General features: G+C 59.3%; 18 protein-coding genes. 6 read left to right on the top strand and 12 right to left on the bottom strand.

What is annotated here, in order from left to right:
• Positions 1-77: 77 nt before the first annotated feature.
• The gene (locus tag P5706_RS05550; protein WP_200432566.1) at positions 78-1,094 is read right to left on the bottom strand and encodes an amino acid ABC transporter substrate-binding protein; all 1,017 of its coding nucleotides are present in this window, start codon (positions 1,092-1,094) and stop codon (positions 78-80) included.
• 223 nt (positions 1,095-1,317) lie between these two features.
• Here P5706_RS05550 and P5706_RS05545 point away from each other — a divergent pair, with 223 nt between their 5' ends.
• A complete protein-coding gene (locus tag P5706_RS05545) occupies positions 1,318-2,568 on the top strand; it encodes a 2-aminoadipate transaminase (RefSeq protein ID WP_200432565.1) in 1,251 nt (416 codons plus the stop codon).
• Here P5706_RS05545 and P5706_RS05540 read toward each other — a convergent pair.
• Entirely contained in the window at positions 2,565-4,580 is a 2,016-nt protein-coding gene (locus tag P5706_RS05540) for a c-type cytochrome (RefSeq protein ID WP_285678722.1), read from the bottom strand. The genes P5706_RS05545 and P5706_RS05540 overlap by 4 nt on opposite strands.
• Positions 4,581-4,779: 199 nt before the next feature.
• Here P5706_RS05540 and P5706_RS05535 point away from each other — a divergent pair, with 199 nt between their 5' ends.
• Together P5706_RS05535 and P5706_RS05530 are read left to right on the top strand one after the other, a co-directional pair.
• Positions 4,780-5,283: a DUF6622 family protein gene (locus tag P5706_RS05535; RefSeq protein WP_285678721.1), complete on the top strand. Its 504-nt coding sequence runs from the start codon at positions 4,780-4,782 to the stop codon at positions 5,281-5,283.
• Between the two features lie 70 nt (positions 5,284-5,353).
• Positions 5,354-6,070: a hypothetical protein gene (locus tag P5706_RS05530; protein ID WP_285678720.1), complete on the top strand. Its 717-nt coding sequence runs from the start codon at positions 5,354-5,356 to the stop codon at positions 6,068-6,070.
• 58 nt (positions 6,071-6,128) lie between these two features.
• Here P5706_RS05530 and ptaA read toward each other — a convergent pair whose 3' ends face one another.
• Together ptaA and glyA are read right to left on the bottom strand one after the other, a co-directional pair.
• Positions 6,129-7,208: a pyoverdine biosynthesis transaminase PtaA gene (gene ptaA / locus P5706_RS05525; RefSeq protein ID WP_285678719.1), complete on the bottom strand. Its 1,080-nt coding sequence runs from the start codon at positions 7,206-7,208 to the stop codon at positions 6,129-6,131.
• A gap of 96 nt (positions 7,209-7,304) precedes the next feature.
• The gene (glyA, locus tag P5706_RS05520) at positions 7,305-8,660 is read right to left on the bottom strand and encodes a serine hydroxymethyltransferase (RefSeq protein WP_285678718.1); all 1,356 of its coding nucleotides are present in this window, start codon (positions 8,658-8,660) and stop codon (positions 7,305-7,307) included.
• A 275-nt stretch (positions 8,661-8,935) separates the two neighbouring features.
• On the opposite strand from glyA, the gene P5706_RS05515 reads away from it, so the two are divergent.
• A complete protein-coding gene (locus P5706_RS05515; protein ID WP_200432559.1) occupies positions 8,936-9,541 on the top strand; it encodes a helix-turn-helix transcriptional regulator in 606 nt (201 codons plus the stop codon).
• Positions 9,528-10,406 carry a queuosine precursor transporter gene (locus tag P5706_RS05510; protein WP_200432558.1) on the top strand — a complete coding sequence of 293 codons (879 nt, stop codon included), beginning with the start codon at positions 9,528-9,530 and terminating at the stop codon, positions 10,404-10,406. The genes P5706_RS05515 and P5706_RS05510 overlap by 14 nt, the downstream gene beginning before the upstream one ends.
• 128 nt (positions 10,407-10,534) lie before the next feature.
• On the opposite strand, the gene queC is transcribed toward P5706_RS05510, so the two are convergent.
• The 8 genes from queC to hmpA form a co-directional block, all read right to left on the bottom strand.
• Positions 10,535-11,233 (bottom strand): 7-cyano-7-deazaguanine synthase QueC, encoded by a 699-nt coding sequence (gene queC / locus P5706_RS05505; RefSeq protein WP_138813900.1) that lies wholly within the window; start codon positions 11,231-11,233, stop codon positions 10,535-10,537.
• Positions 11,234-11,336: 103 nt separating this feature from the next.
• Positions 11,337-12,224, bottom strand: coding sequence for a heme o synthase (gene cyoE, locus P5706_RS05500; protein WP_017135069.1), 888 nt, complete (start codon positions 12,222-12,224; stop codon positions 11,337-11,339).
• A gap of 11 nt (positions 12,225-12,235) precedes the next feature.
• The gene (gene cyoD, locus P5706_RS05495; RefSeq protein ID WP_010206434.1) at positions 12,236-12,577 is read right to left on the bottom strand and encodes a cytochrome o ubiquinol oxidase subunit IV; all 342 of its coding nucleotides are present in this window, start codon (positions 12,575-12,577) and stop codon (positions 12,236-12,238) included.
• Positions 12,577-13,203, bottom strand: coding sequence for a cytochrome o ubiquinol oxidase subunit III (locus P5706_RS05490; RefSeq protein WP_056858318.1), 627 nt, complete (start codon positions 13,201-13,203; stop codon positions 12,577-12,579). Before P5706_RS05490 ends, cyoD begins: the two co-directional genes overlap by 1 nt.
• Positions 13,204-13,206: 3 nt before the next feature.
• Complete coding sequence (cyoB, locus tag P5706_RS05485) at positions 13,207-15,225, bottom strand: cytochrome o ubiquinol oxidase subunit I (protein ID WP_138813899.1); 2,019 nt, start codon at positions 15,223-15,225, stop codon at positions 13,207-13,209.
• A 3-nt stretch (positions 15,226-15,228) separates the two neighbouring features.
• Positions 15,229-16,170 carry a ubiquinol oxidase subunit II gene (gene cyoA, locus P5706_RS05480; protein WP_026013527.1) on the bottom strand — a complete coding sequence of 314 codons (942 nt, stop codon included), beginning with the start codon at positions 16,168-16,170 and terminating at the stop codon, positions 15,229-15,231.
• Positions 16,171-16,963: 793 nt separating this feature from the next.
• Positions 16,964-17,470: a disulfide bond formation protein B gene (locus P5706_RS05475; protein WP_056858320.1), complete on the bottom strand. Its 507-nt coding sequence runs from the start codon at positions 17,468-17,470 to the stop codon at positions 16,964-16,966.
• A gap of 300 nt (positions 17,471-17,770) precedes the next feature.
• Positions 17,771-18,952, bottom strand: coding sequence for an NO-inducible flavohemoprotein (hmpA, locus tag P5706_RS05470; protein WP_285678715.1), 1,182 nt, complete (start codon positions 18,950-18,952; stop codon positions 17,771-17,773).
• 147 nt (positions 18,953-19,099) lie between these two features.
• Between hmpA and norR the strand changes: the two genes are divergently transcribed.
• Positions 19,100-20,644, top strand: a complete 1,545-nt coding sequence (norR, locus tag P5706_RS05465) for a nitric oxide reductase transcriptional regulator NorR (RefSeq protein ID WP_285678714.1) — start codon at positions 19,100-19,102, stop codon at positions 20,642-20,644.
• Positions 20,645-20,693: the final 49 nt, after the last annotated feature.

Genomic DNA, 20,693 nt, shown 5'->3' with positions numbered 1-20,693 from the left:
GGCACCCACTCGGTTTACCTGATACACCGAGGTGTCTGCATCTCAGACAAGCCAGCTCCCACTAAGGCAGCGCTCAGTCAACGCACCGGCGGTGCGTACTGGATGCCGCCATTGCTCCACAACGCATTGAGCCCGCGCTTGATCTTCAGCACGCTGCCTTGCCCGATATTGCGTTCGAACACTTCGTCGTAGTTGCCCACTTGCTTGACGATCTGCACCACCCAATCCTTGCGCAACTTCAGGTCTTTGCCGTAATCGCCGTCTGCACCGAGCAAGCGTGCAACGTCCGGGTTTTGGGTGGTCTTGGCCTGTTCTTCGACGTTCTGCGAGGTGATGCCCATTTCTTCAGCATTGAGCATGGCAAACAGGGTCCACTTGACGATGCTGAACCACTCATCGTCGCCCTTGCGCACCAGCGGCCCCAACGGCTCTTTGGAGATCACCTCGGGCAGCACCAGGAACTCATCCGGGTGGGCCATCTTGATGCGCTGGGCATACAGGCCTGATTGGTCGGTGGTGAGTACGTCGCAACGCCCAGCTTCCAGGCCCTTGGCGCTCTCATCGGCGGTGTCGAAGGTGATCGGCGTGTACTTCAGGCCGTGGGTGCGAAAATAATCGGAAACGTTGAGTTCGGTCGTGGTGCCGGCCTGGATGCAGACGGTCGCGCCATCGAGTTGCTTGGCGGCGGTCACGCCCAGCTTGTTGTTGACCAGAAAGCCGATGCCGTCGTAATAGGTCACGCCGGTAAACACCAGGCCCATGCCGGAATCGCGCGAGCTGGTCCAGGTGGTGTTGCGCGAAATCAGATCGATTTCGCCCGATTGCAGCGCGGTGAATCGCTCCTTGGCGGTCAACTGGGTGAACTTCACTTTTGACGCATCACCAAACACGGCGGCGGCGACGGCGTGACACACGTCTACATCGAGGCCGGTCATCTTGCCCTGGCTGTCGGGCACGCCGAAGCCCGGCAGGCCGTCACTGACGCCGCACTGGATAAAACCTTTTTTCTGGATCGCGTCCAGGGTCACACCCGCGTGGGCGCTGCCGGCAAGCGCAACGGCCGTGGCGGCGAGGATAGTTTTAAGGTGGTTCATGCGAGGCACTCCCTGTGTATCTTTTATTATTCGGCGCCGCACTGCCCGCGCCGGTTTCTGAGGTTGTCCGGCAGTATTGTCAGGTTTGCAGCGTGGCCACAAACGACCTTTAGGCAACAGCTCCTTCCGATTTGGAATGACCCGGCGACTTTATTTCGTTTGCGGCAAGGCCGGGCGCGCGGCTTAGATAAATACACGCCCGCCATTGCCGAGTCCCCGATTCATGAGCCGCGAAAGCATCAGCCAGTCGATTTCCATCGTTCACCCCATCAGCCTCAGCCACGGTAAAAATGCCGAGGTGTGGGACACCACGGGCAAGCGCTATATCGATTTTGTCGGTGGGATTGGCGTGCTCAACCTCGGGCACTGTCACCCGGGCGTGGTGGAAGCGATTCGCGAACAAGCCACGCGGCTTACCCACTATGCCTTCAACGCCGCGCCGCACGCGCCCTACATCGAGCTGATGGATCGCCTTTGTGCGTTTATCCCGGTGGAGTACGCGGTGAGCGGCATGCTCACCAACAGCGGCGCGGAAGCGGCGGAAAACGCCTTGAAGATCGTGCGCGGCGCCACCGGCCGCACGGCAGTGATCGCCTTTGACGGCGCCTTCCACGGCCGCACCCTGGCCACGCTTAACCTCAATGGCAAGGTAGCGCCGTACAAGCAAAAGGTCGGTGTGCTGCCTGGCCCGGTGTATCACCTGCCCTACCCCAGCGCCGATAACGGCGTGACCTGCGCCGAAGCCCTGAAGGCCATGGACCGCCTGTTCAGTGTGGAAATCGACGTAAACGATGTGGCCTGTTTCATCATCGAACCGGTGCAGGGCGAAGGCGGCTTTCTGGCCCTGGACATCGAGTTCGCCCAGGCCCTGCGCCGCTTCTGTGATGATAAAAACATCCTGCTGATTGCCGATGAAATCCAGTCCGGCTTCGGGCGTACCGGCCAGCGTTTTGCCTTCTCGCGCCTGGGCATTGAACCGGATCTGATCCTGCTCGGCAAAAGCATCGCCGGGGGCGTGCCATTGGGCGCGGTGGTCGGGCGCAAGGCGCTGCTCGACAACTTGCCCAAAGGCGGCCTGGGTGGCACCTACTCCGGCAACCCAATTGCCTGCGCAGCGGCGTTGGCAACATTGGATGCGATGACCGACGCGCAATTGAAAACCTGGGGTTCACAACAAGAGGCCGCCATCGTCCGCCGTTATACCGCCTGGCGCGAGCAGCAGCTGTCGCCCTATCTGGGCCGCCTGACCGGCGTGGGTGCCATGCGCGGCATCGAGCTGGCCCATGCCGACGGCACGCCCGCGCCCCAGCAATTGACCCAACTGCTCAGCCTGGCGCGCGATGCCGGCTTGCTGCTGATGCCCAGCGGCAAATCGCGGCATATCATCCGCCTGCTGGCACCGCTGACCACTGAGCCTGCGGTGCTGGAGCAAGGCCTGGATATACTCGAGGCCTGCCTTAAGCAGCTGGCTTAATAGCGCGCATCCAGGGGCTTGCCGCCGTTGGGCCAGTCTTTGACCTTGTCCGGGAAATCCGGGCGCGGTTGGCTAGAGAAGTATGCCGCCACGTCCACCGCTTCCTGGTCCGACAAGCCGCCCTGCCCCAACGGGAATTTCTCGTGGAAGCCGATCGGCATGTTGCGCTTCACAAACGCCGCCGCGGTGTAAGGCCGCGCCATACCAGCGCCGATATTGAACGACTGCTCGCCCCACAGTGGCGGGTACACCAGCTCGCCGTCGGCACGCGCCAGGCCTTGGCCGTTATCGCCATGGCACACCGCGCATTGCTTGGCATACACCTGCTTGCCGTTGTCCAGGTCCGGCTTGATCGCCGGGTCGATCTTGCCCACGCCGCGCCCGGCGACTTTATCTGCAGGGCGGGTGTTGTTTTTCATCCAGTCAAAATACGCGACCATCGCCTGCATATCCGCCGACTGCGGCGCCAGTGGCTTGCCGTTCATGGAACGGCGGAAACAGCCATTGATGCGCTCCTCCAGCGTGACCACCTTGCCCGCACGCGGCGCGTAGCTGGGGAAGAACGCCGACACGCCCACAAAGGGCGAACCGTCGGCCACGGTGCCGGCGTTGAGATGGCAACTGGTGCAGTTGAGCGAATTGCCGACGTTATCCGGCAGCAGCGCCTTGGTTTGCAGGTGCAGGCGCATGCCGCGAACAACCTGGTCGGCGTTCGGTGCGGCGAGCAAATCCGCCAGCCTTGGGGTTTCGAAGGCCGACGAATCGGTGGTGGCAGGGTTGAGCTGGTCGCGCAGTGTCTTCACCTGCGCGGCGCTGATGGGCGTGCCTGCGTTGCCCCAACGGGTACGTACAAAGGTCAGGATCTCGGCGATTTCCTGATCGGCCAGCCGGCTGAAACCGGGCATGGTGTAGACCCTCGGGTGGGCAGCGGTTTGCACGGTTTCCCAGCCGGTCAGGGTGATATGCAACAGCGAAGTCGGGTTGTTCGAGGCAATGCTCGGGTTACCGGCCAAGGGTGGAAACAGGCCTTTTACGCCCGCGCCGTCACTGCGGTGGCAATCACTGCAAAACTGCATATAGCCCAGGCCGCCACGGCTGGTGAACAGGTCGGCTGGCGGTGCGGCAGGGGCATGGGCGACCGATGGCATTGGCAGGTCGTCTTTGCCCGGCGGCAGGGACTTGAGGTAACTGGCGATGGCCGTAAGGTCGTCATCGCTGAAATGCTGGGTGCTGTGGTGGATCACATCGGCCATGTTGCCGGCGACCGTGGCAAAGCGGTTCTGCCCGGTCTTGAGCAGTTGCACGGTGTCTGGCACCGTCCACAGGTTGCGCAGGCTCAGGGCGCGCCAGTGCTCGACGGTTTCACCGGCCAGGTAATGCCGGCCGCTGCGGCCCGCATCGCTCATGGCTTTTTCCTGGAAGGCGATGCCCCGTGGCGTGTGGCACGAGCCGCAGTGCCCCAGGCCCTGGACCAGATAGGCACCACGGTTGAGCACCGCGCTACGTTGCGGGTCAGGTTGGAACGGTTGCTTGTCGAGAAAGGCAAAATTCCACAGCGCCAGGCCCCAGCGCTGATTGAACGGGAAGCCCATGTCCGCCTTAAGGTTGGCCTGTTGCACCGGCTCCACGCCTTGCATCAGGTAGGCGTACAGGGCGCGCATGTCCTCTGCGCTCATCTTCGCGTAAGACGGATACGGCATGGCCGGATATAGGTTCATGCCCGCCGGCGTCACGCCTTCACGCATCACCTTGTCGAACTGCTCGAAGCTGTAATTACCGATACCAGTGTCGCGGTCCGGCGTGATATTGCTCGAATAGATCGTGCCCATCGGCGTGCTCAGCTCCAGCCCGCCGGCCATCACCTGGCCTTGCTTGGCGGTATGGCAGGCGATGCAGTCGCCCAGTTGGGCAACGTATTTACCCTGTTCGATTTGGGTTGGGGCGGCGTGCAGAGGTAGCGCAAGACACAGCGTCGCCCCCAGCAAGGCCAGGCGGGAAAGGGAAAAGGCCATCGCATTAATCCTTTAATAACCTGGCGTGGAGTCGTCCCCTCGGCGCAGGCCAGCGGTTGTTTTTATGGGTTCATCAGGCCTTTGTGTTGTAACGGTTTTTGCGCTGGCGGGTGTTGATGTGGGTCAGCGCCAAATCGATGGACAAAACGATGAAGGCTCAACGACTATCAGCGCCACCAAACCCCGCAAGGAAGCACCCATGCTCGATATCCTCCAAGGCACGCCCCTGTGGGTGTACGCCATCTACCTGTGGATTTGTTATTACGGCATCAAGGCCTGCCTGGGCGGGCGTGAGAATCGCCGCTCATTGATGATTTTGCCGGTGGTGCTGGTGGTGTGGTCGCTGATGTCGCTGGCGCCCTCGATCCTGTCGAGCGGCGCCTGGGTTGCGGGTGCGCTGGCGGGCAGCCTGTTGGGGATGTTGCTGTTCAACGCCGACGGCGCCCGGCTCGATGCCAATGGCGAAACACTGGTGCTGGCGGGCACCTGGAAAACCCTGCTGATCTCGCAGCTGTTCTTTGCGGTGAAGTACTACTTCGGCTATCAGCAGGCCGTGCACCCGCTGCTGTTGAGCACGCCTGAGATGTTGCTGGCCGTAGGCGCTGTGTCGGGGTTTACCGTTGGTCTGTTCTGCGGGCGGGCCGTGCGCTTGCAGCGGGCGCTGAGCGCATTGCGCCGCGATAAGGGCAGTGTGCTGCCTTGACCTGACCTGCGTGGCCGCCGAAAATGCGCGACGTTTTTTTGTTCCCGCTTACTGAAGTAGTGAAATTTCAATGTCTGATTCTTACACCGAACACGCCGCCGAAGAATCCGTAGCCGCCCTGCACTCGAAGGCCGAGTACGAAAACGCCATCAATCTTTCACAGCATGTGCCTGCGGCCAAGATCATCAGCGAGATGGTGCTGGACGCGTTCCACACCTCCAAGGAAAGCGACCAGATCCGCGAACTGCGCGTGGCCATCCGCCAGGCCCATGACGCTTTCGACGACGACAAGGCCTACGACCTGATGGGCCAGCTCAAGCAACTCAAGGATGCCGAAGCGGCCGACAACATCGCCCTCGAAGACCTGAGCAGTAAATTCTCGATCAGCCGCATCCTCTCCAGTTTCAAGGACGACCCTGAGTTCCAGGAGCTGGTCTACGGCCTGGCCCTCAAAGTGCTGAACCAGTCTCACCAGGCCATCAGCAACCCGAGCGCCGGCAAGGGCAAGGCTGCACGGGCCAAGAAAGAAGCCGAAGTGTTTGTGATCAGCAAGGATGGCATCAGCGTCACCCTGCCGCTGCGCACCCCGCGCTCCAAGCTCAACGTCGACCGCGAGGCGTTCGAGTTTTTGGGCTTCAACTTTGTGGGTGAAGGTGATGAGGCTGAGCTTGAAACCGAGAGCTTTGTGGATAACGCCGGCGCCGAGCAGCCGTTGAGCCGCAAGAGTGTGATTACTGCACTGCAGCAGCAGACGGCGTTTGATGGGTACAGCATCGCGCAGCAGTAATTCAGTACTCAAAAGGTGGGAGCTGGCTTGCCAGCTCCCACCTGGGTTATGTGTTGCTTTAAAGACTCGCGAACACCTCGCGAAACCGCGCCATCTCCTGTTTATTGCCCACCGTCACCCGCACCCACTGCGGCCAATCCTTCCATACCCGCCCGACCAATACGCCCTGTGCCGCCAGCTTCTCGATAACCTGTTCTGCCGGTTGCTTCACGTTAATCATGAAGCAGTTGCTTTGCGACGCTGTGCAGGTAAAACCCCGCGCCTTGAGCCAAGCCACGGTTTCGTCTCGCAATTGGGCATTGAGCGCCTTGCGTTGCGGCACCAGCTTGAGGTCCTGCAGGCTCGCCCGAGCACCGAGCAACGTGGACGCCGCCGGCACATTGTCGCCACCAAACACCGCCAGCCGCTCCAGCAACGTCGGGTGACCGATCGCCAGGCCCAGGCGCGCGCCGGCCATGCCGTAGATTTTCGAGAAGGTGCGCAGCACCAGCAAATCGTCGTGGTCCTTGACCCAGCTCACGCAGCTTTGTGCATCGCAGAAGTCGATGTAGGCCTCGTCCACCACCAGTACGCAGCCTTTGGGTTTGTTTGCCAGCGCCTGGCGGATTGCTTCGGTGGGCGTCAGCGTGCCGGTCGGGTTGTTGGGGTTGCACAGGTACAGCATGCCCGCCTGAGGGTCGGCGGCAAGCATGGCCGGCACGTCATGGGCATGCTCGGCATTAAGGCTCACTTCGTGTACTGGTGCCTGCCACGCTTCGGCAGCCTGGCGTGGCACTTCATAGGACGGCGTGGCCATCACCAGACCACGGGTCTGGCTGGTAAACGCCAACACGGCGTAGCGCAGCGCGGCCATGGAGCCGGCAAATACAGCAACCTGTTCTTCGGCAAGCCCCTGCGCTTTGGCGAACTGTTCTGCCAAGCCGTACATGTAGCCATAGGGATACAGCCCGGAAAGGGCGATGCCACGCTGCATCGCCTCGCGGGCGGAGGCGCAAGGGCCGTAGGGGCTTTCGTTGTAGTTGAGTCGCACCGTGTCCGCCGGGGCCGGTGGCGGGCTGGCGACCGCCCAGTCCAGGCGGCCCAGCACCGGCAGGGCCGCGCCAAAGGCGAGAAGAGACCGACGACTTACGCTGAACATGGCGCGACTCCTTGTAGACGGGTGATGGTTTCTCACGGTTCGTACAAAGAAGTATGACGAGAAGGCACTCAGCTGATTTAGCCACCTGCGCGGTGATCAACCCTCCAGGTAGTCGGCGATCGGGTAATTCATGCACAAGGCTTCCACCGCCGTGCGCACCTGCTCGCGCACCTCAGGCGCAAGCCGATAGTCCTGTTCGCCCAGCGGGGTGACATTTTCCAACACCCGACCAATCAGCTCAATCACCTGCCGGCAGCCGTCGGTGTCGAGCTTGCGTTGCGCCATGGAACCAGTGCCGATACACAGGCCGCTGGTGACCAACTTCGAACGTGTCTCGCCCGGTACGCGGTGCTTGCTCACCACAATGGCGCAAGACTCCAGGGCCGCCTCGGCGATGGCGCCAGTCATGGCGCCCTGCAACCGGATCAGCACCGTATGGTTCTCACTGCGCCCGCCCACCACGTCGTAACCCTGGGCCGCAAACGCACGGGCCACCTCATCGGCAAGCGCTCGGCCACGCCCCATACAGGCATCAAACGCTGCTGACTTCGCATACCCCAAAGCCGCCGCTTTTGCCGCGATCATATTCATCGCTGGCGCGCCCTGCATACGCGGGAACACGGCTTGATCCAGCACGCGGCTGAACGTTGATTTAAGGCCCGGCACCTTGGTCTCGGCGTCGCGGCCGCACAGGATCAAACCACCACGTGGGCCGCCCAATTGCTTGTGCGTGCAGGTAATGGTGACGTGTGCGGCGTTGATCGGGCTCGGATGGCGCCCTGTCACCACCAACCCGGCGATAGCGGAAATGTCTGCCAGCAGGATGGCGCCCGCCTCGTCGGCAATCGCGCGAAACCGCTCAAAATCCACCACCCTTGAGTAAGCGCCCGCGCCACAAATAATGATGCGTGGGCGATGGGCCAGGGCCAGGCTGCGCACTTGCTCATAGTCGATAAGGCCTGCGCCAGTGGTGCCATAACGAATGGCCTTGTAATAGGCCCCGGTGAATACCGCCGGACTGCCAAGGGTGAGTTCGCCGCCATGGTCGTGGGCCATGCCCAGTAGCGTATCGCCTGGCTCAAGCAGCGCTGACAGCACTTGGGATATGGCGTTGGACGCCGAATGAGGCTGCACGCCGGCGTAGTGCGCGTCGAACAATTCCCGCGCTCTGCGGATGGCCAGGGACTCCACCAAATCGACATTTTCACAGCCGGTGCGATAGCGTTTGCCGGGCGTGCCTTCGGCGCTCACGTTCACCAGTGCAGAAGCGCAGGCGACCAAGGTGCGTGGCTTGACCGCGCACGAAGAAGCCACCAGCGAGAGGGTGCGATGCTGGCGAGTGACTTCAGCATCCAGCAGGCTGGCGAGTTCGAAGTCTTCTGCGCGCAGATCCGCCAGGCCACGACGCAGCAGGTCGGCCTGGTCTTTCAGAGGTACGGTATTGAATGCCATCAGTGCGGGTCCCTTCCTGGGCGTTGCGTGCCGGTCCGTCCTGAACCGAGAGGGTTAATTAAACAGGAAATTAAACATTTTCCAAATCAAATGTTCATTCCTCCTGCGCCAAGTCCATCAAAAGCACGCGAGTAGCGCATCCGGACTTTATTGTTAGGCCCGTCGCGTGCAACACTCCCGCCGCCGCAAAACCAGAAGCGCCCCCGGAACGGGCGCTCTCCTGTTGTGGCTGCGCAAACAACGGACGTTAACGACTAAAAGGAAGTGGTGAGCACGTGATACACAGACGCGAAAAAACCGAGCACTTGAAGAGCAACATCAAGTACTTGATCAAAAGCCGCGGCGAGACGCAGCTGTCGTTATCCAGTGCCGCCGGCCTGACCAGGACCACCATCTACAACATCCTGGAAGGCAAGGTCGTCAACGTGCAGCAGTCCACTGTGCGCAAAATATCGGACTTCTTTGGCGTCTCTTACGATGAAATCGAGACCCTCGATTTTGAAGCCAAGGAAATCATCGAGAGCAGTGTTTCCCCACAGGGCAACATGAACCCGGCCGCCGTGCCGGTGCTCAAGGAAAGCCTGGTTATCCAAAACCTGGGCAAGCGCATTGGCGAGTTGGCCACGCTGTATCCGCTGACCTACTACTTCGGTTCTTCCTACAACCTGATCGGTGTGCGCCTGGAAAGGAGTATTCCCGGCATCAACGAGCCGGGCGATTTGTTGATCGTGCAAAAAGGCGCGTCAACGCTGGGCAAGGAAAAACTGGTGTACGACCGGGCCACCCAAAAGATGTTTATCACCCTTGAAGCCTGCGCCGGCTCAGAGCGCCTGTGTGTGATCGGCGACATCATTGAGGAGCGCTTCAATGACAACGTATGAAGCGGGCATCGAAAACAGCACATACAAACTGCTGGGCTTTGAGAATGACAAGAGCCTGGCGGTGATCATGGTGATCGCCACCGGCAAGGTCATCAAGATGAAGCTGAGTGAAGTCATCAACAGCGAAATCATGGATAACCTCAATAAAATGGAAGTTAAGAACATGTACAAGAAGTTCTATTCACAGGGAGGGACGTTGACGGCCTACGACATCAACGACCGCAACGAAAACTCTTGGATGATCTACATCATCCTGAACCTGTTGCTGTTCACGTTTTATATCTTCACCAGTATTGCCGCGACCAAGCCTATTTACCTGGAGTCGATGGGCATCATCGTCACACCGGGCACGTTTCTGTACCCGCTGACGTTTTTGATCGTGGATCTGCTCAATGAGCAATTCGGCCTGCGGCTGGCCAGACGCGCCATTTTGTTTGCGTTTGCCAGTAATGCGATGATCATCATCCTGCTCTACGGCTCGACGTTTCTGCCAGGGTTGCCGGGCTGGAAACTCGATGGACCTTACAACGATGTGATCATTCAGGTGTCCTCGGTACTGGTCGCGTCCTCGGTGTCGTTCCTGGTGTCGGAGAACATAAACTCCTACTTGCTGTGCAAGATCAAGGAACTGACCAACTCCAAATACCTGTACCTGCGGATTTTCCTCAGTACGTTCTTTGCGGTGATTATCGACAGTTTCCTGTTCTGCTTTATTGCGTTCTATGGCGCGATGCAGACCAGCGACATCTTGAGCATGATCTACGTGCAGATCGCGATCAAAGTCGGCTTTGCGTTTTTTAATATCCTGCCGGCCTATGGCGCGCGTGCGTTGTTCAAACGCTGGATTACCGGTAGCGCTGCCTGATGTAATGCGCTCTAAATGTGGGAGCTGGCTTGCCTGCGATGCAGACACCTCGGTACATCTGCAACACCGCAGCGATGCTATCGCAGGCAAGCCAGCTCCCACAGTTGAGCGAGTACGTTCCCTAGTCCCTAGCTCAACTGCAACTTCTGCTTCAGGCTGCTCATCACACCCGCCTTGTCCTGCAAATACTCATTCAAACCCCGCGCCCGCAGGTTGCAGGCATCGCAATTACCGCAGCCCGTGCCGATGATGCCGTTGTAGCAGGTCAGCGTCTGGTGCTGAACCAGCTCCAGTTGGTTGTGGTAATCAGCCAATGCCCAGGTTTCAGCCTTGTTCAGCCACATCAACGGCGTGTCCAGGCGCAGCGTGTAGTCCATGCCCAGTTGGAGCGCCGTGTTAAGCGCTTTGACAAAGTCATCGCGGCAATCGGGGTAACCCGAGAAGTCGGTCTCGCACACACCGGTAATCACGCTTTCAGCTTTGACCTGATAGGCGTAGATCGCCGCCAGGGTCAGGAACAGAATATTGCGCCCCGGCACAAACGTGCTCGGCAGGCTTTCGCCCGAGCTGTTCACGGTCGGCACCGGGATGTTGTCGCGGGTCAGGCTGCTGATCGCCAGCTCATTGAGCAAAGACACATCCATCACCTTGTGAACGGTGGCGCCCAGCTGCTTGGCCAACTTCTGCGCGACTTCAACTTCGGCGACATGGCGCTGGCCATAATCGAAGGTAATGCAGTGCACTTCGTCATACTGCCCCAGCGCCTGGATCAGGCAGGTGGTCGAGTCCTGCCCGCCACTGAATACCATCACGGCTTTTTTAGTCATCACGTTGCTTCCTGCATTTGTAGAATGTGGGAATAGTTTAAAGGCCACTCAATAAAAAGCCCCGCGCTTCTTGCGAAGGCGGGGCTTTTTGTTGCTCGATGACTCAGTGTGCGTAGGTCAGCAACAGCTCTTTCGGCACTTGGAAATCCAGGGACATCATCACGCTGAGCGCGGTGATGGTGAAGATCGAGAACACGAACAGCTTGCGCGCCCAGACGGTGTCATCCACCGCCTTGTAGCCGGTCCAGGCCATGTACAACCAGTACATGCCCATGGCGGCAGCGACAGCGAGGTAGCTCATGCCGGCGTAGCCACTGAAGGTCAACATCAAGGTTGCCACGAGGAAGGCCAGGATGTAGAGCAGGATGTGTTTCTTGGCCACCTGAATGCCACGCTTAACCGGCAGAACCGGAATCGACGCAGCCAGGTAGTCATTGAAGCGGAAGATCGCGATGGCATAGGAGTGCGGCATCTGCCACAGGCTGAACATCACCAGCAGCACCAGCGCAGCCATGTCGAAGCTATTGGTCACAGCCACATAACCAATCACCGGCGGCATCGCCCCCGACAGACTGCCCACCAGCGTGCCGTGAACCGACTTGCGCTTGAGGTACAGGCTGTAAAGGCCGACGTAGATAACAAAACCGATCACGGCAAACAGCGCCGCCAACGGGTTGGCCACCTTGTACAACAGGGCCACACCGGCAACACCCAGGACGGTCGCGTAGATCAGTGCCAGTTTCAGGGAGATAAGGCCCTGCACCAGCACACGATTCTTGGTGCGTTCCATCTTCAAGTCGATGTCACGGTCGATGCAGTTGTTGAACACACAACCGGAAGCTACCACCAGGGACGTGCCGATCATCGCAGCCAGAAAAATGGCCAGATCGACATGCCCCTTGGAGGCCAGGAAGAAACCGCCTGCCACAGAAAGCACGTTACCGAAAATGATCCCCGGTTTGGTGATTTGGATAAAGTGCTTAAGCGACATCGGGTCTTACCTCACTTCGCCATCATGAACGTATGGATGCTGAACATGATCCATATCGACAGGCCAACCAGCAGCAGGATCACAAGACCTGCGAACACGAACGCAATCACGTTATCGCGCTGCTCTTTCGAGCGATCCAGGTGCAGGAAGTACACCAGGTGAACCAGAACCTGAATCACCGCAAACGCCAGGACGATCATCAAGGTGATCGACTTCGGCAAGGTTGGGTACATCACCAGGCCGAATGGGATCAGGGTCAGGATGACCGACAGGATGAAGCCGATAGCGTAAGACTTTACGCTGCCGTGGCTCGCATCATGGCTGTCATGGTCATGGGAGTGTGCATTAGCCATTACAGAGTCCCCATCAAGTAAACGACGGTGAATACGCAGATCCAGACCACGTCCAGGAAGTGCCAGAACAGGCTCAGGCAGCTCAGGCGAGTCTTGTTGGTGTTGGTCAGGCCGTGCTTATTGACCTGATACATCATCACCGCCATCCACAGCAGGCCGGCAGATACGTGCAGACCGTGGGTGCCTACCAGCGTAAAGAACGCGGACAGGAAGCCGGAACGGTGCGGGCCGTAGCCTTCGGAGATCAGCAGGTGGAACTCGTTGATCTCCATGCCGATGAAGCCCAGGCCGAACAGGAAGGTCAGTGCCAACCAGCTCAGTACGCCCTTCTTGCTGCCCTTGTAGAAGGCCAGCATGGCGAAGCCGTAGGTGATCGAACTGAACAACAGCAAGGCGGTTTCGCCGAGCACGTAAGGCAGTTCGAAGATGTCGTGGCCCGACGGGCCACCCGCTACGTTGTTTACCAGTACCGCGTACACCGCGAAGATCGACGCAAACAAGATGCAGTCGGTCATCAGGTAGAGCCAGAAACCGAATACGGTCATTGGCCCCGAGTCGTGGTGATGGTCATCGTGCCCATGGTCATCGACATGGGCGTGTCCAGCATTGGTCACTAAGTTCGACATGGTTTAAGCCTGTTCCAACGAGGTTTCTACACGGTTGGCCGGAATTTTCTTCTCGGCTACCAGGCGAGCGTGTTGCTCGGCTTCGATGCGTTCGATCGTCTCGACCGGCACCATGTAGCCTTGATCATCACGGGCAGCGTGAATGATGAAGTAACCGATGGTGCCTACCAGGCCCACGATTGCCAGCCACCAGATGTGCCAGATCATCGCGAAACCGAACACGGTCAACAGCGCGCCCATCACCACGCCAGTGGCGGTGTTGTTCGGCATGTGGATCGGCTCGTAGTGCTTAGGCTTCTGGTACGCAGTACCGTCTTCCTTGGCTTCGGTGAACGCATCAATGGTGTTCGCAGTCGGGATCACGGCGAAGTTGTAGAACGGTGGTGGCGACGAAGTCGACCATTCCAGGGTGTGGCCATTCCATGGGTCACCGGAGTCACAGGCGTTCTGCTTGCGATCACGGATACTCACGTACAGCTGGATCAGCTGGCAGGCGATACCGGCAGCAATCATCAACGCACCGAACATGGCGACGTACAGGTACGGCACCCACTCAGGGTTGGTAGTGGCGTTCAGACGACGGGTCATGCCCATGAAGCCCAGAGCGTAGAGCGGCATGAACGCGACGAAGAAGCCCGAGATCCAGAACCAGAATGCAGCCTTGCCCCAACCTTCGTGCAGCTTGAAGCCGAACGCTTTCGGGAAGTAGAAGCTGAAACCTGCGATGTAGCCGAATACCGCGCCGCCGATGATGACGTTGTGGAAGTGAGCGATCACGAACAGGCTGTTGTGCAGTACGAAGTCAGCACCCGGGATGGCCAGCAGTACGCCGGTCATGCCGCCGATGGCGAAGGTCACCATGAAGCCCAGGGTCCACAGAACCTGGCTGGTGATACGCAGACGGCCGTGGTAGATGGTGAATAGCCAGTTAAATAGCTTCACCCCCGTCGGGATAGAAATCAGCATCGTCGCCAGGCCGAAGAAGGCGTTGACGCTGGCCCCCGAGCCCATGGTGAAGAAGTGGTGCAGCCAAACCATGAAGCCCAGTACAGAGATCGCGCCCGATGCGTAAACCATCGAGTGGTGACCGAACAGGCGTTTGCCGGTAAAGGTCGAGATCACTTCAGAGAAAATACCGAACGCTGGCAGGATCAGGATGTACACCTCAGGGTGACCCCATGCCCAGAACAGGTTCACGTACATCATTGGATTGCCACCAAGTTCATTGGTGAAAATGTGGAAATCCAGGTAACGGTCAAGCGACAGCAGCGCCATGGTAGCGGCCAGGATCGGGAACGAAGCCACGATCAGGACGTTGGCCCAGGTGCAGGTCCAGGTGAAGATCGGCATGTCCATCAGTTTCATGCCAGGGGCGCGCATTTTCAGGACGGTGGCCAGGAAGTTGACCCCCGTCAATGTCGTCCCGAGTCCTGATAACTGTAGCGCCCAGATGTAGTAGTCCACACCCACGCCCGGACTGTATTGAATGCCCGACAATGGCGGATACGCAACCCAACCGGTCTTGGCGAATTCGCCGACGCCCAGGGACAGGTTGATCAGCACCACGCCGGAAACCAGCAGCCAGAAGCTCAGGGAGTTCAGGAACGGGTAGGCAACGTCACGCGCACCGATCTGCAGCGGCAAGGCAAGGTTCATCAAGCCGGTGAAGAATGGCATCGCCATGAAGATGATCATGATCACACCGTGAGCGGTGAAGATCTGGTCATAGTGTTCAGGCGGCAGGTAGCCCGGCGAACCCTCGGTGGCCATGGCCAACTGGGTACGCATCATGATGGCGTCGGCAAAACCACGCAGCAGCATGACCATGGCAACGATGACGTACATGACACCGATTTTCTTGTGGTCGACAGACGTCAGCCACTCGGTCCACAGGTAGGTCCACTTCTTGAAATACGTAATTGCAGCAAACAGTGCCAGACCACCCAGCGCGATCATGGCGATGGTCACCATTACGATCGGCTCGTGGAACGGGACCGCATCCCAACTTAATTTACCAAACATCGTTTACTCCTCTGCCCCAGCAGTTGAATGCGAGCCCGTGTCAGAACCTTCAACCACGGCCACTTCTTTCTTCTCGTGCTTGACCGGCTTGCCTGGCTTCATACCTTCGTACTTGTCGACGATTTTCTGAAACAGGTCCGGCTCAAACGCGGAGTACAGAGCGACTGGGTTGTTCTGGCTTGGTTTGGTCAGGGCGTCGTATTCAGCTTGATCAAGCTGTTTAGGTGCGGCCTTGACTGCGGCTACCCAGGCGTTGAAGTCTTCCTGGCTCGTCGAGATCGCTTTGAATTTCATGCCGGTGAAGCCAGCGCCGCTGTAGTTCGCGGAGATGCCTTCCATTTCAGCTTTCTCGTTGGCGATCAGGTGCAGGCGAGTCTGCATGCCTGCCATCGCGTAGATCTGGCCGCCCAGTGCAGGGATGAAGAACGAGTTCATCACGGCATCGGAGGTGATTCGGAAATTAAGCGGAGTGTTCTCCGGGAACTGGATCTCGTTAACCGTGGCGATACCCAGGTCCGGGTAGATGAACAGCCACTTCCAGTCCAGCGCGACCACTTCGATGTTAATCGGCTTGACGTTGGATTCCAGCGGACGGTACGGGTCCAGCTCGTGGGTCGACTTATAGGTGATGTAACCCAGGGCGATGATGATGAGGACCGGCACCAGCCACACGGCGATTTCGATCTTGGTGGAGTGCGACCACTTAGGCGCGTAGGTAGCGCTGGTGTTCGACGCGCGGTATTTCCAGGCGAAGGCGAAGGTCATGATGATCACAGGGACCACGACCAGCAGCATCAGCAGGGTAGCGGTGATGATCAGGTTTCGTTGATCCAGACCGATCTGTCCTTTTGGGTCCATCAAGGTCCACTTGCAGCCTCCCAGCATTAACAGCATGCCAATCAGCGGCAAAAAGCCTAGTAATCGGGGGTACCTGTTTTTACTCATCTCACGACCTCTAAAGCAGCTTGCGCAATGCAGTTGGGTTTTGATCGCCAACACTTCACCCTGCCAAGGGTTGGCATTTCTCTTCGATTGAATAAGAGCCTGCCCGTCACGCCATAACTGTACGTTTCACGGACCTGCGGTGAGTTCTTATTCGATTTCGTGGTTAAAGGCCTTGTTACAGACCAATTCCATTTGGTGCGGATAGTTGAAAGGCTGCCGGAACCTTGGGGTCGCACAGAGCCGTCCATCTGCCCCTCGACCGCTCCAGTGCTCAAATATTGAACAGCACAGGACATTCAGTGCGGGCGATTGTAGTTAGCTAGCGATGTATAAACCATGTCTTATAAAGAAATAATTTTTATCGATTACAGCAACAATCCTTCACTAAACCTGCAATGGTTCGCGATCTTATCGTGTTCGATTCTCAACAAAAACCACAAAAATTGCCGTGTTATTGGGCATAACGCCACTTCCCTTACACCTTGTAAGGGCTTGCAAAACGGATCCAAGCCCCCATAAAACAAGGCATTCGGACATCACCCAATGGCTCGGGCGGCGTGACATTCGCGGCATCGCCCAAACGATGAACTGACAGCACAATTTAGCCTTCGGGTGCAAATTTAGGCGGCGGTTTGATGGGTCAGAAATGTCCTGCGACAGCGTCCGTGTGACAACATGTCGCACGCTGCGCGCACCTATTGTTGCCCCTCGTCACGGCCCTTTCACAAATCCCTACAACCAAAAACGCCCCGGACTTCCTTCAAGGAAGACCGGGGCGTTTTGGGGAACAGGCTCAGGCCTGGCGTTGGCGATTGCGATAGATGCCCAGCGGCACCAGGATCACCGTCAGCACGAACGCCACCAGCGCCCATTGCGCCAGGGACAGGCCAAGGATCGGCGGGTACGGCGTGCTGCAGAAGCCGTCGACCTGGAAGCCCAGTGGAAACACCTTGGCCAGTGGCAGTTCATCGACAATCGGCTGCAACACATCGACGCCGCAGCTGACTTCCGGGAAGAACTGGGTGTAGACGTGGTGGCCTGCGGCAGCGACGCCGCCCAGGGCACTGAGTACTACCAGCCCTTCAAACAGAGTGACCGCACCTTTGCGGCGCATGGCGGCGCCGATGAAGGCAAAGATCGCAATCAACAGCAAAGCGTAACGCTGCAGGATACACAGCGGGCACGGCGCCTCGCCCAACACCACTTGCATATACAGCGCACCGCCGATCAGCGCCAGGCAGATGATGCCCAGCAACACCAGAAAGCGCCGCTCCCTGCCTAAACGCAATTCGTCACTCATCCCCATTTTCCCTTTGTCGTTGTGCCAATGCCGGCAAGTTTACACACAGAGCATGGTTAAAACAGAGAGGGGTTAACTGCGGATTAATCGGGATAAATGTTGTGGCTGAGCGGACGCCATCGCGGGCAAGCCCGGCTCCCACAGGGAATCGCATTCCGATGTGGGAGCCGGGCTTGTTGTGGCGAGGGAGCTTGCTCCCGCAGGGCTGCGAAGCGGCCCCAAAATTCCTGGGAGCGCTGCGCTCTGGAGCGCCAGCCCGATCCAGCGGGAGCAAGCTCCCTCGCCACAGGGTAGATGTACTTATTCCAGCGCCGCCGCCGGGCCGAAGAACTCGTAGCGCGCCTGCTGCTCCGGCACACCCAGCGCCTTCAGATGGCGCTTGATCGCCGCCATAAAACCTTTCGGCCCCAGGAAGTACGCATCCAGGTCGCGCTCCTCGGGCAACCACGCCGCCAATTGCTCCTGGCTCAACAGCCCAACCTTGTCCGCCGCCGGGCTCACGCCATCGTCCTCGGCATAGCAATAAAAGCGCTTGAGCTGCGGGTGCCTGGCCGCCAGGGCATCGACCCAATCACGGAACGCATGCACGCCGCCGTTGCGCGCGCAGTGGATAAAGTGCACCGGGCGCTCAGTTGCCAGGGCCGCTTCAAGCATTGGCAATGTCGGGGTGATGCCTACCCCGCCGCTGATCAGCACCAGCGGTTTATCGCTGGCCGCCAAGGTGAACTCACCCGATGGCGGGAACAGGTCGATGGTTGCACCGACGTGCATCTGGTCATGCAGGTAGTTGGACACCCGCCCACCGGCCTCGCGTTTGACGCTGATGCGGTACAGGCCCGCATCGCTCAAGGCCGACAGGGAATAGTTGCGGCGCACTTCTTCGCCGTCCAGCAGCAGCTTCATGCCAATGTACTGGCCCGGCGCGGCTTGCAGGATCCGGCCGTTATCCACAGGCGCAAAGTAGAACGAGATGATTTCGTCGCTCTCCTCCACACGTTTGACCAGCAGGAACGGCCGCGCACCGCGCCAGCCGCCCGGCGCCTGGGCTTTTTCATCGTAGATCGCGGCTTCGGCACCGATCAGGATATCGGCCAGCTGGCCGTAGGCAGCGCCCCAGGCATTCATCACCTCAGACGTGGCGATCTCGCTGCCGAGCACTTCAGAGATGGCGCGCAGCAGGCAGGCACCCACAATCGGGTAATGCTCCGGCAGGATCTGCAAGGCCACGTGTTTGTTGATGATCTTGGCGACCAGGTCACCCAGTTGGTCCAGTTGATCGATATGCCGCGCATACATCAGCACGCCATTGGCCAGGGCACGAGGCTGGTCACCGCTGGCCTGGTGGGCTTGATTGAACAGCGGGCGAACTTCTGGGTATTCGCTGAGCATCATGCGGTAAAAATGCGTGATCAGCGCTTCGCCGCCGCTTTCCAGCAAGGGCACAGTGGATTTGACGATGGCACGGTCTTGGGCACTAAGCATGGCAGACTCCTGAGTCTTTTTACTGATTACCTTTACCTACTCAGTATTCGTGCCAACTAATTAATCTATATATATCAACGAGTTAAATATTATGTAGTCAGTATGACTCCTTAGGATTTATAGTCATAAGGACTACAAGGAGTCATTATGACTGCACAATCGCTGCTCACCACCCTGCTGCCCCTGGTGGCCGACCTGTCCCGCGAGCTGCCCGAGGGCGAGCGCTATCGACGCCTGTTGCAAGCCATGCGCGCACTGCTGCCGTGCGATGCCGCCGCGTTATTACGGTTGGACGGCGATTGGCTGGTGCCGCTGGCAGTGGACGGTTTAAGCGCCGATACCCTGGGCCGGCGCTTCAAGGTCAGCGAACACCCGCGCTTTGCAGTGTTGCTGAGCAGCCCCGGCCCTACCCGTTTTGACAGCGACAGCGAACTGCCCGACCCCTACGACGGTTTGGTCGAAGGCCTGCACGGGCACCTGGAAGTCCACGACTGCATGGGCTGCCCGCTGTTTATCGACGACCAGCCCTGGGGCTTACTGACCCTCGATGCGTTGGACACCGAGCGTTTCGAACGCGTCGAGCTGGATGCCTTGCAAGCCTTCGCCAGCCTGGCGGCGGCCACGGTCAATGTCGCCGAACGCATCGAGCGCCTGGCGTTGCGCGCCGAAGACGAACATCAGCGCGCCGAAATCTACCGCCAGGCCAGCGGCCAGCAGCACAAGGAAATGATCGGCCAGAGCAAGGCGCACAAGCGCCTGGTCGAGGAGATCAAGCTGGTGGGCGGCAGCGACCTGACCGTGCTGATCACCGGCGAAACCGGGGTCGGCAAGGAACTGGTCGCCCAAGCCATCCATGCCGCGTCACCGCGTGCGGACAAGCCGCTGATCAGCCTCAACTGCGCCGCGCTGCCGGAAACCCTGGTGGAAAGCGAATTGTTCGGCCACGTGCGCGGCGCCTTTACCGGCGCGTTGAATGAACGCCGCGGCAAGTTCGAGTTGGCCAATGGTGGCACCCTATTCCTGGATGAAGTCGGCGAGCTGTCGTTGACCGTGCAGGCCAAATTGCTGCGCGTGCTGCAAAGCGGCCAGTTGCAACGCCTCGGTTCGGACAAGGAACACCAGGTGGATGTGCGCCTGATCGCCGCCACCAACCGCGACCTCGCCGAAGAAGTGCGCAATGGCCGCTACCGCGCCGACTTCTACCACCGCCTGAGCGTGTACCCGCTGCAAGTGCCGGCGCTGCGCGAGCGCGGGCGGGATGTGTTACTGCTGGCGGGCTACTTCCTGGAGCAGAACCGTTCGCGCATGGGCCTGGGCAGCCTGCGCCTGACCAGCGACGCCCAGGCCGCGCTGCTGGCCTACAACTGGCCGGGCAATGTGCGGGAGCTGGAACATTTGATCGGGCGCAGCGCACTCAAAGCCCTGGGCAACTGCCGCGAGCGGCCGAAGATTCTGAGCCTGAGCGCCCAGGACCTGGACCTGCCGGACGTCAGCGCGCCGGCTATCGAAGCACCGCTGCAAGCGCCGCTGGCCGCGACCGGCGACCTGCGCCAGGCCACCGAGCACTACCAACGCCAAATCATCAGCACTTGCCTGGAACGCCACCAGCACAACTGGGCCAGCGCCGCCCGCGAACTCGGCCTGGACCGCGCCAACCTCGGCCGCATGGCCAGGCGCCTGGGCCTCAAATAGGGCAACTGTGGGAGCTGGCTTGCCTGCGATGGCATCAACTCTGTGTGCC

The organism is Pseudomonas sp. ChxA (assembly GCF_030263855.1).
In the GTDB taxonomy this organism is placed as follows: domain Bacteria; phylum Pseudomonadota; class Gammaproteobacteria; order Pseudomonadales; family Pseudomonadaceae; genus Aquipseudomonas; species Aquipseudomonas fluorescens_CB.
Note: the sequence above shows the minus strand (reverse complement) of the source record. Positions and strands in the feature narration are given on the sequence as shown.

Bases quoted from the DNA above. Each gene is read 5' to 3' on its own strand.
- P5706_RS05550 (WP_200432566.1), bottom strand. From the start codon at position 1,094: ATGAACCACCTTAAAACTATCCTCGCCGCCACGGCCGTTGCGCTTGCC.
- P5706_RS05545 (WP_200432565.1), top strand. From the start codon at position 1,318: ATGAGCCGCGAAAGCATCAGCCAGTCGATTTCCATCGTTCACCCCATC.
- P5706_RS05540 (WP_285678722.1), bottom strand. From the start codon at position 4,580: ATGGCCTTTTCCCTTTCCCGCCTGGCCTTGCTGGGGGCGACGCTGTGT.
- P5706_RS05535 (WP_285678721.1), top strand. From the start codon at position 4,780: ATGCTCGATATCCTCCAAGGCACGCCCCTGTGGGTGTACGCCATCTAC.
- P5706_RS05530 (WP_285678720.1), top strand. From the start codon at position 5,354: ATGTCTGATTCTTACACCGAACACGCCGCCGAAGAATCCGTAGCCGCC.
- ptaA (WP_285678719.1), bottom strand. From the start codon at position 7,208: ATGTTCAGCGTAAGTCGTCGGTCTCTTCTCGCCTTTGGCGCGGCCCTG.
- glyA (WP_285678718.1), bottom strand. From the start codon at position 8,660: ATGGCATTCAATACCGTACCTCTGAAAGACCAGGCCGACCTGCTGCGT.
- P5706_RS05510 (WP_200432558.1), top strand. From the start codon at position 9,528: ATGACAACGTATGAAGCGGGCATCGAAAACAGCACATACAAACTGCTG.
- queC (WP_138813900.1), bottom strand. From the start codon at position 11,233: ATGACTAAAAAAGCCGTGATGGTATTCAGTGGCGGGCAGGACTCGACC.
- cyoE (WP_017135069.1), bottom strand. From the start codon at position 12,224: ATGTCGCTTAAGCACTTTATCCAAATCACCAAACCGGGGATCATTTTC.
- cyoD (WP_010206434.1), bottom strand. From the start codon at position 12,577: ATGGCTAATGCACACTCCCATGACCATGACAGCCATGATGCGAGCCAC.
- P5706_RS05490 (WP_056858318.1), bottom strand. From the start codon at position 13,203: ATGTCGAACTTAGTGACCAATGCTGGACACGCCCATGTCGATGACCAT.
- cyoB (WP_138813899.1), bottom strand. From the start codon at position 15,225: ATGTTTGGTAAATTAAGTTGGGATGCGGTCCCGTTCCACGAGCCGATC.
- cyoA (WP_026013527.1), bottom strand. From the start codon at position 16,170: ATGAGTAAAAACAGGTACCCCCGATTACTAGGCTTTTTGCCGCTGATT.
- P5706_RS05475 (WP_056858320.1), bottom strand. From the start codon at position 17,470: ATGAGTGACGAATTGCGTTTAGGCAGGGAGCGGCGCTTTCTGGTGTTG.
- hmpA (WP_285678715.1), bottom strand. From the start codon at position 18,952: ATGCTTAGTGCCCAAGACCGTGCCATCGTCAAATCCACTGTGCCCTTG.
- norR (WP_285678714.1), top strand. From the start codon at position 19,100: ATGACTGCACAATCGCTGCTCACCACCCTGCTGCCCCTGGTGGCCGAC.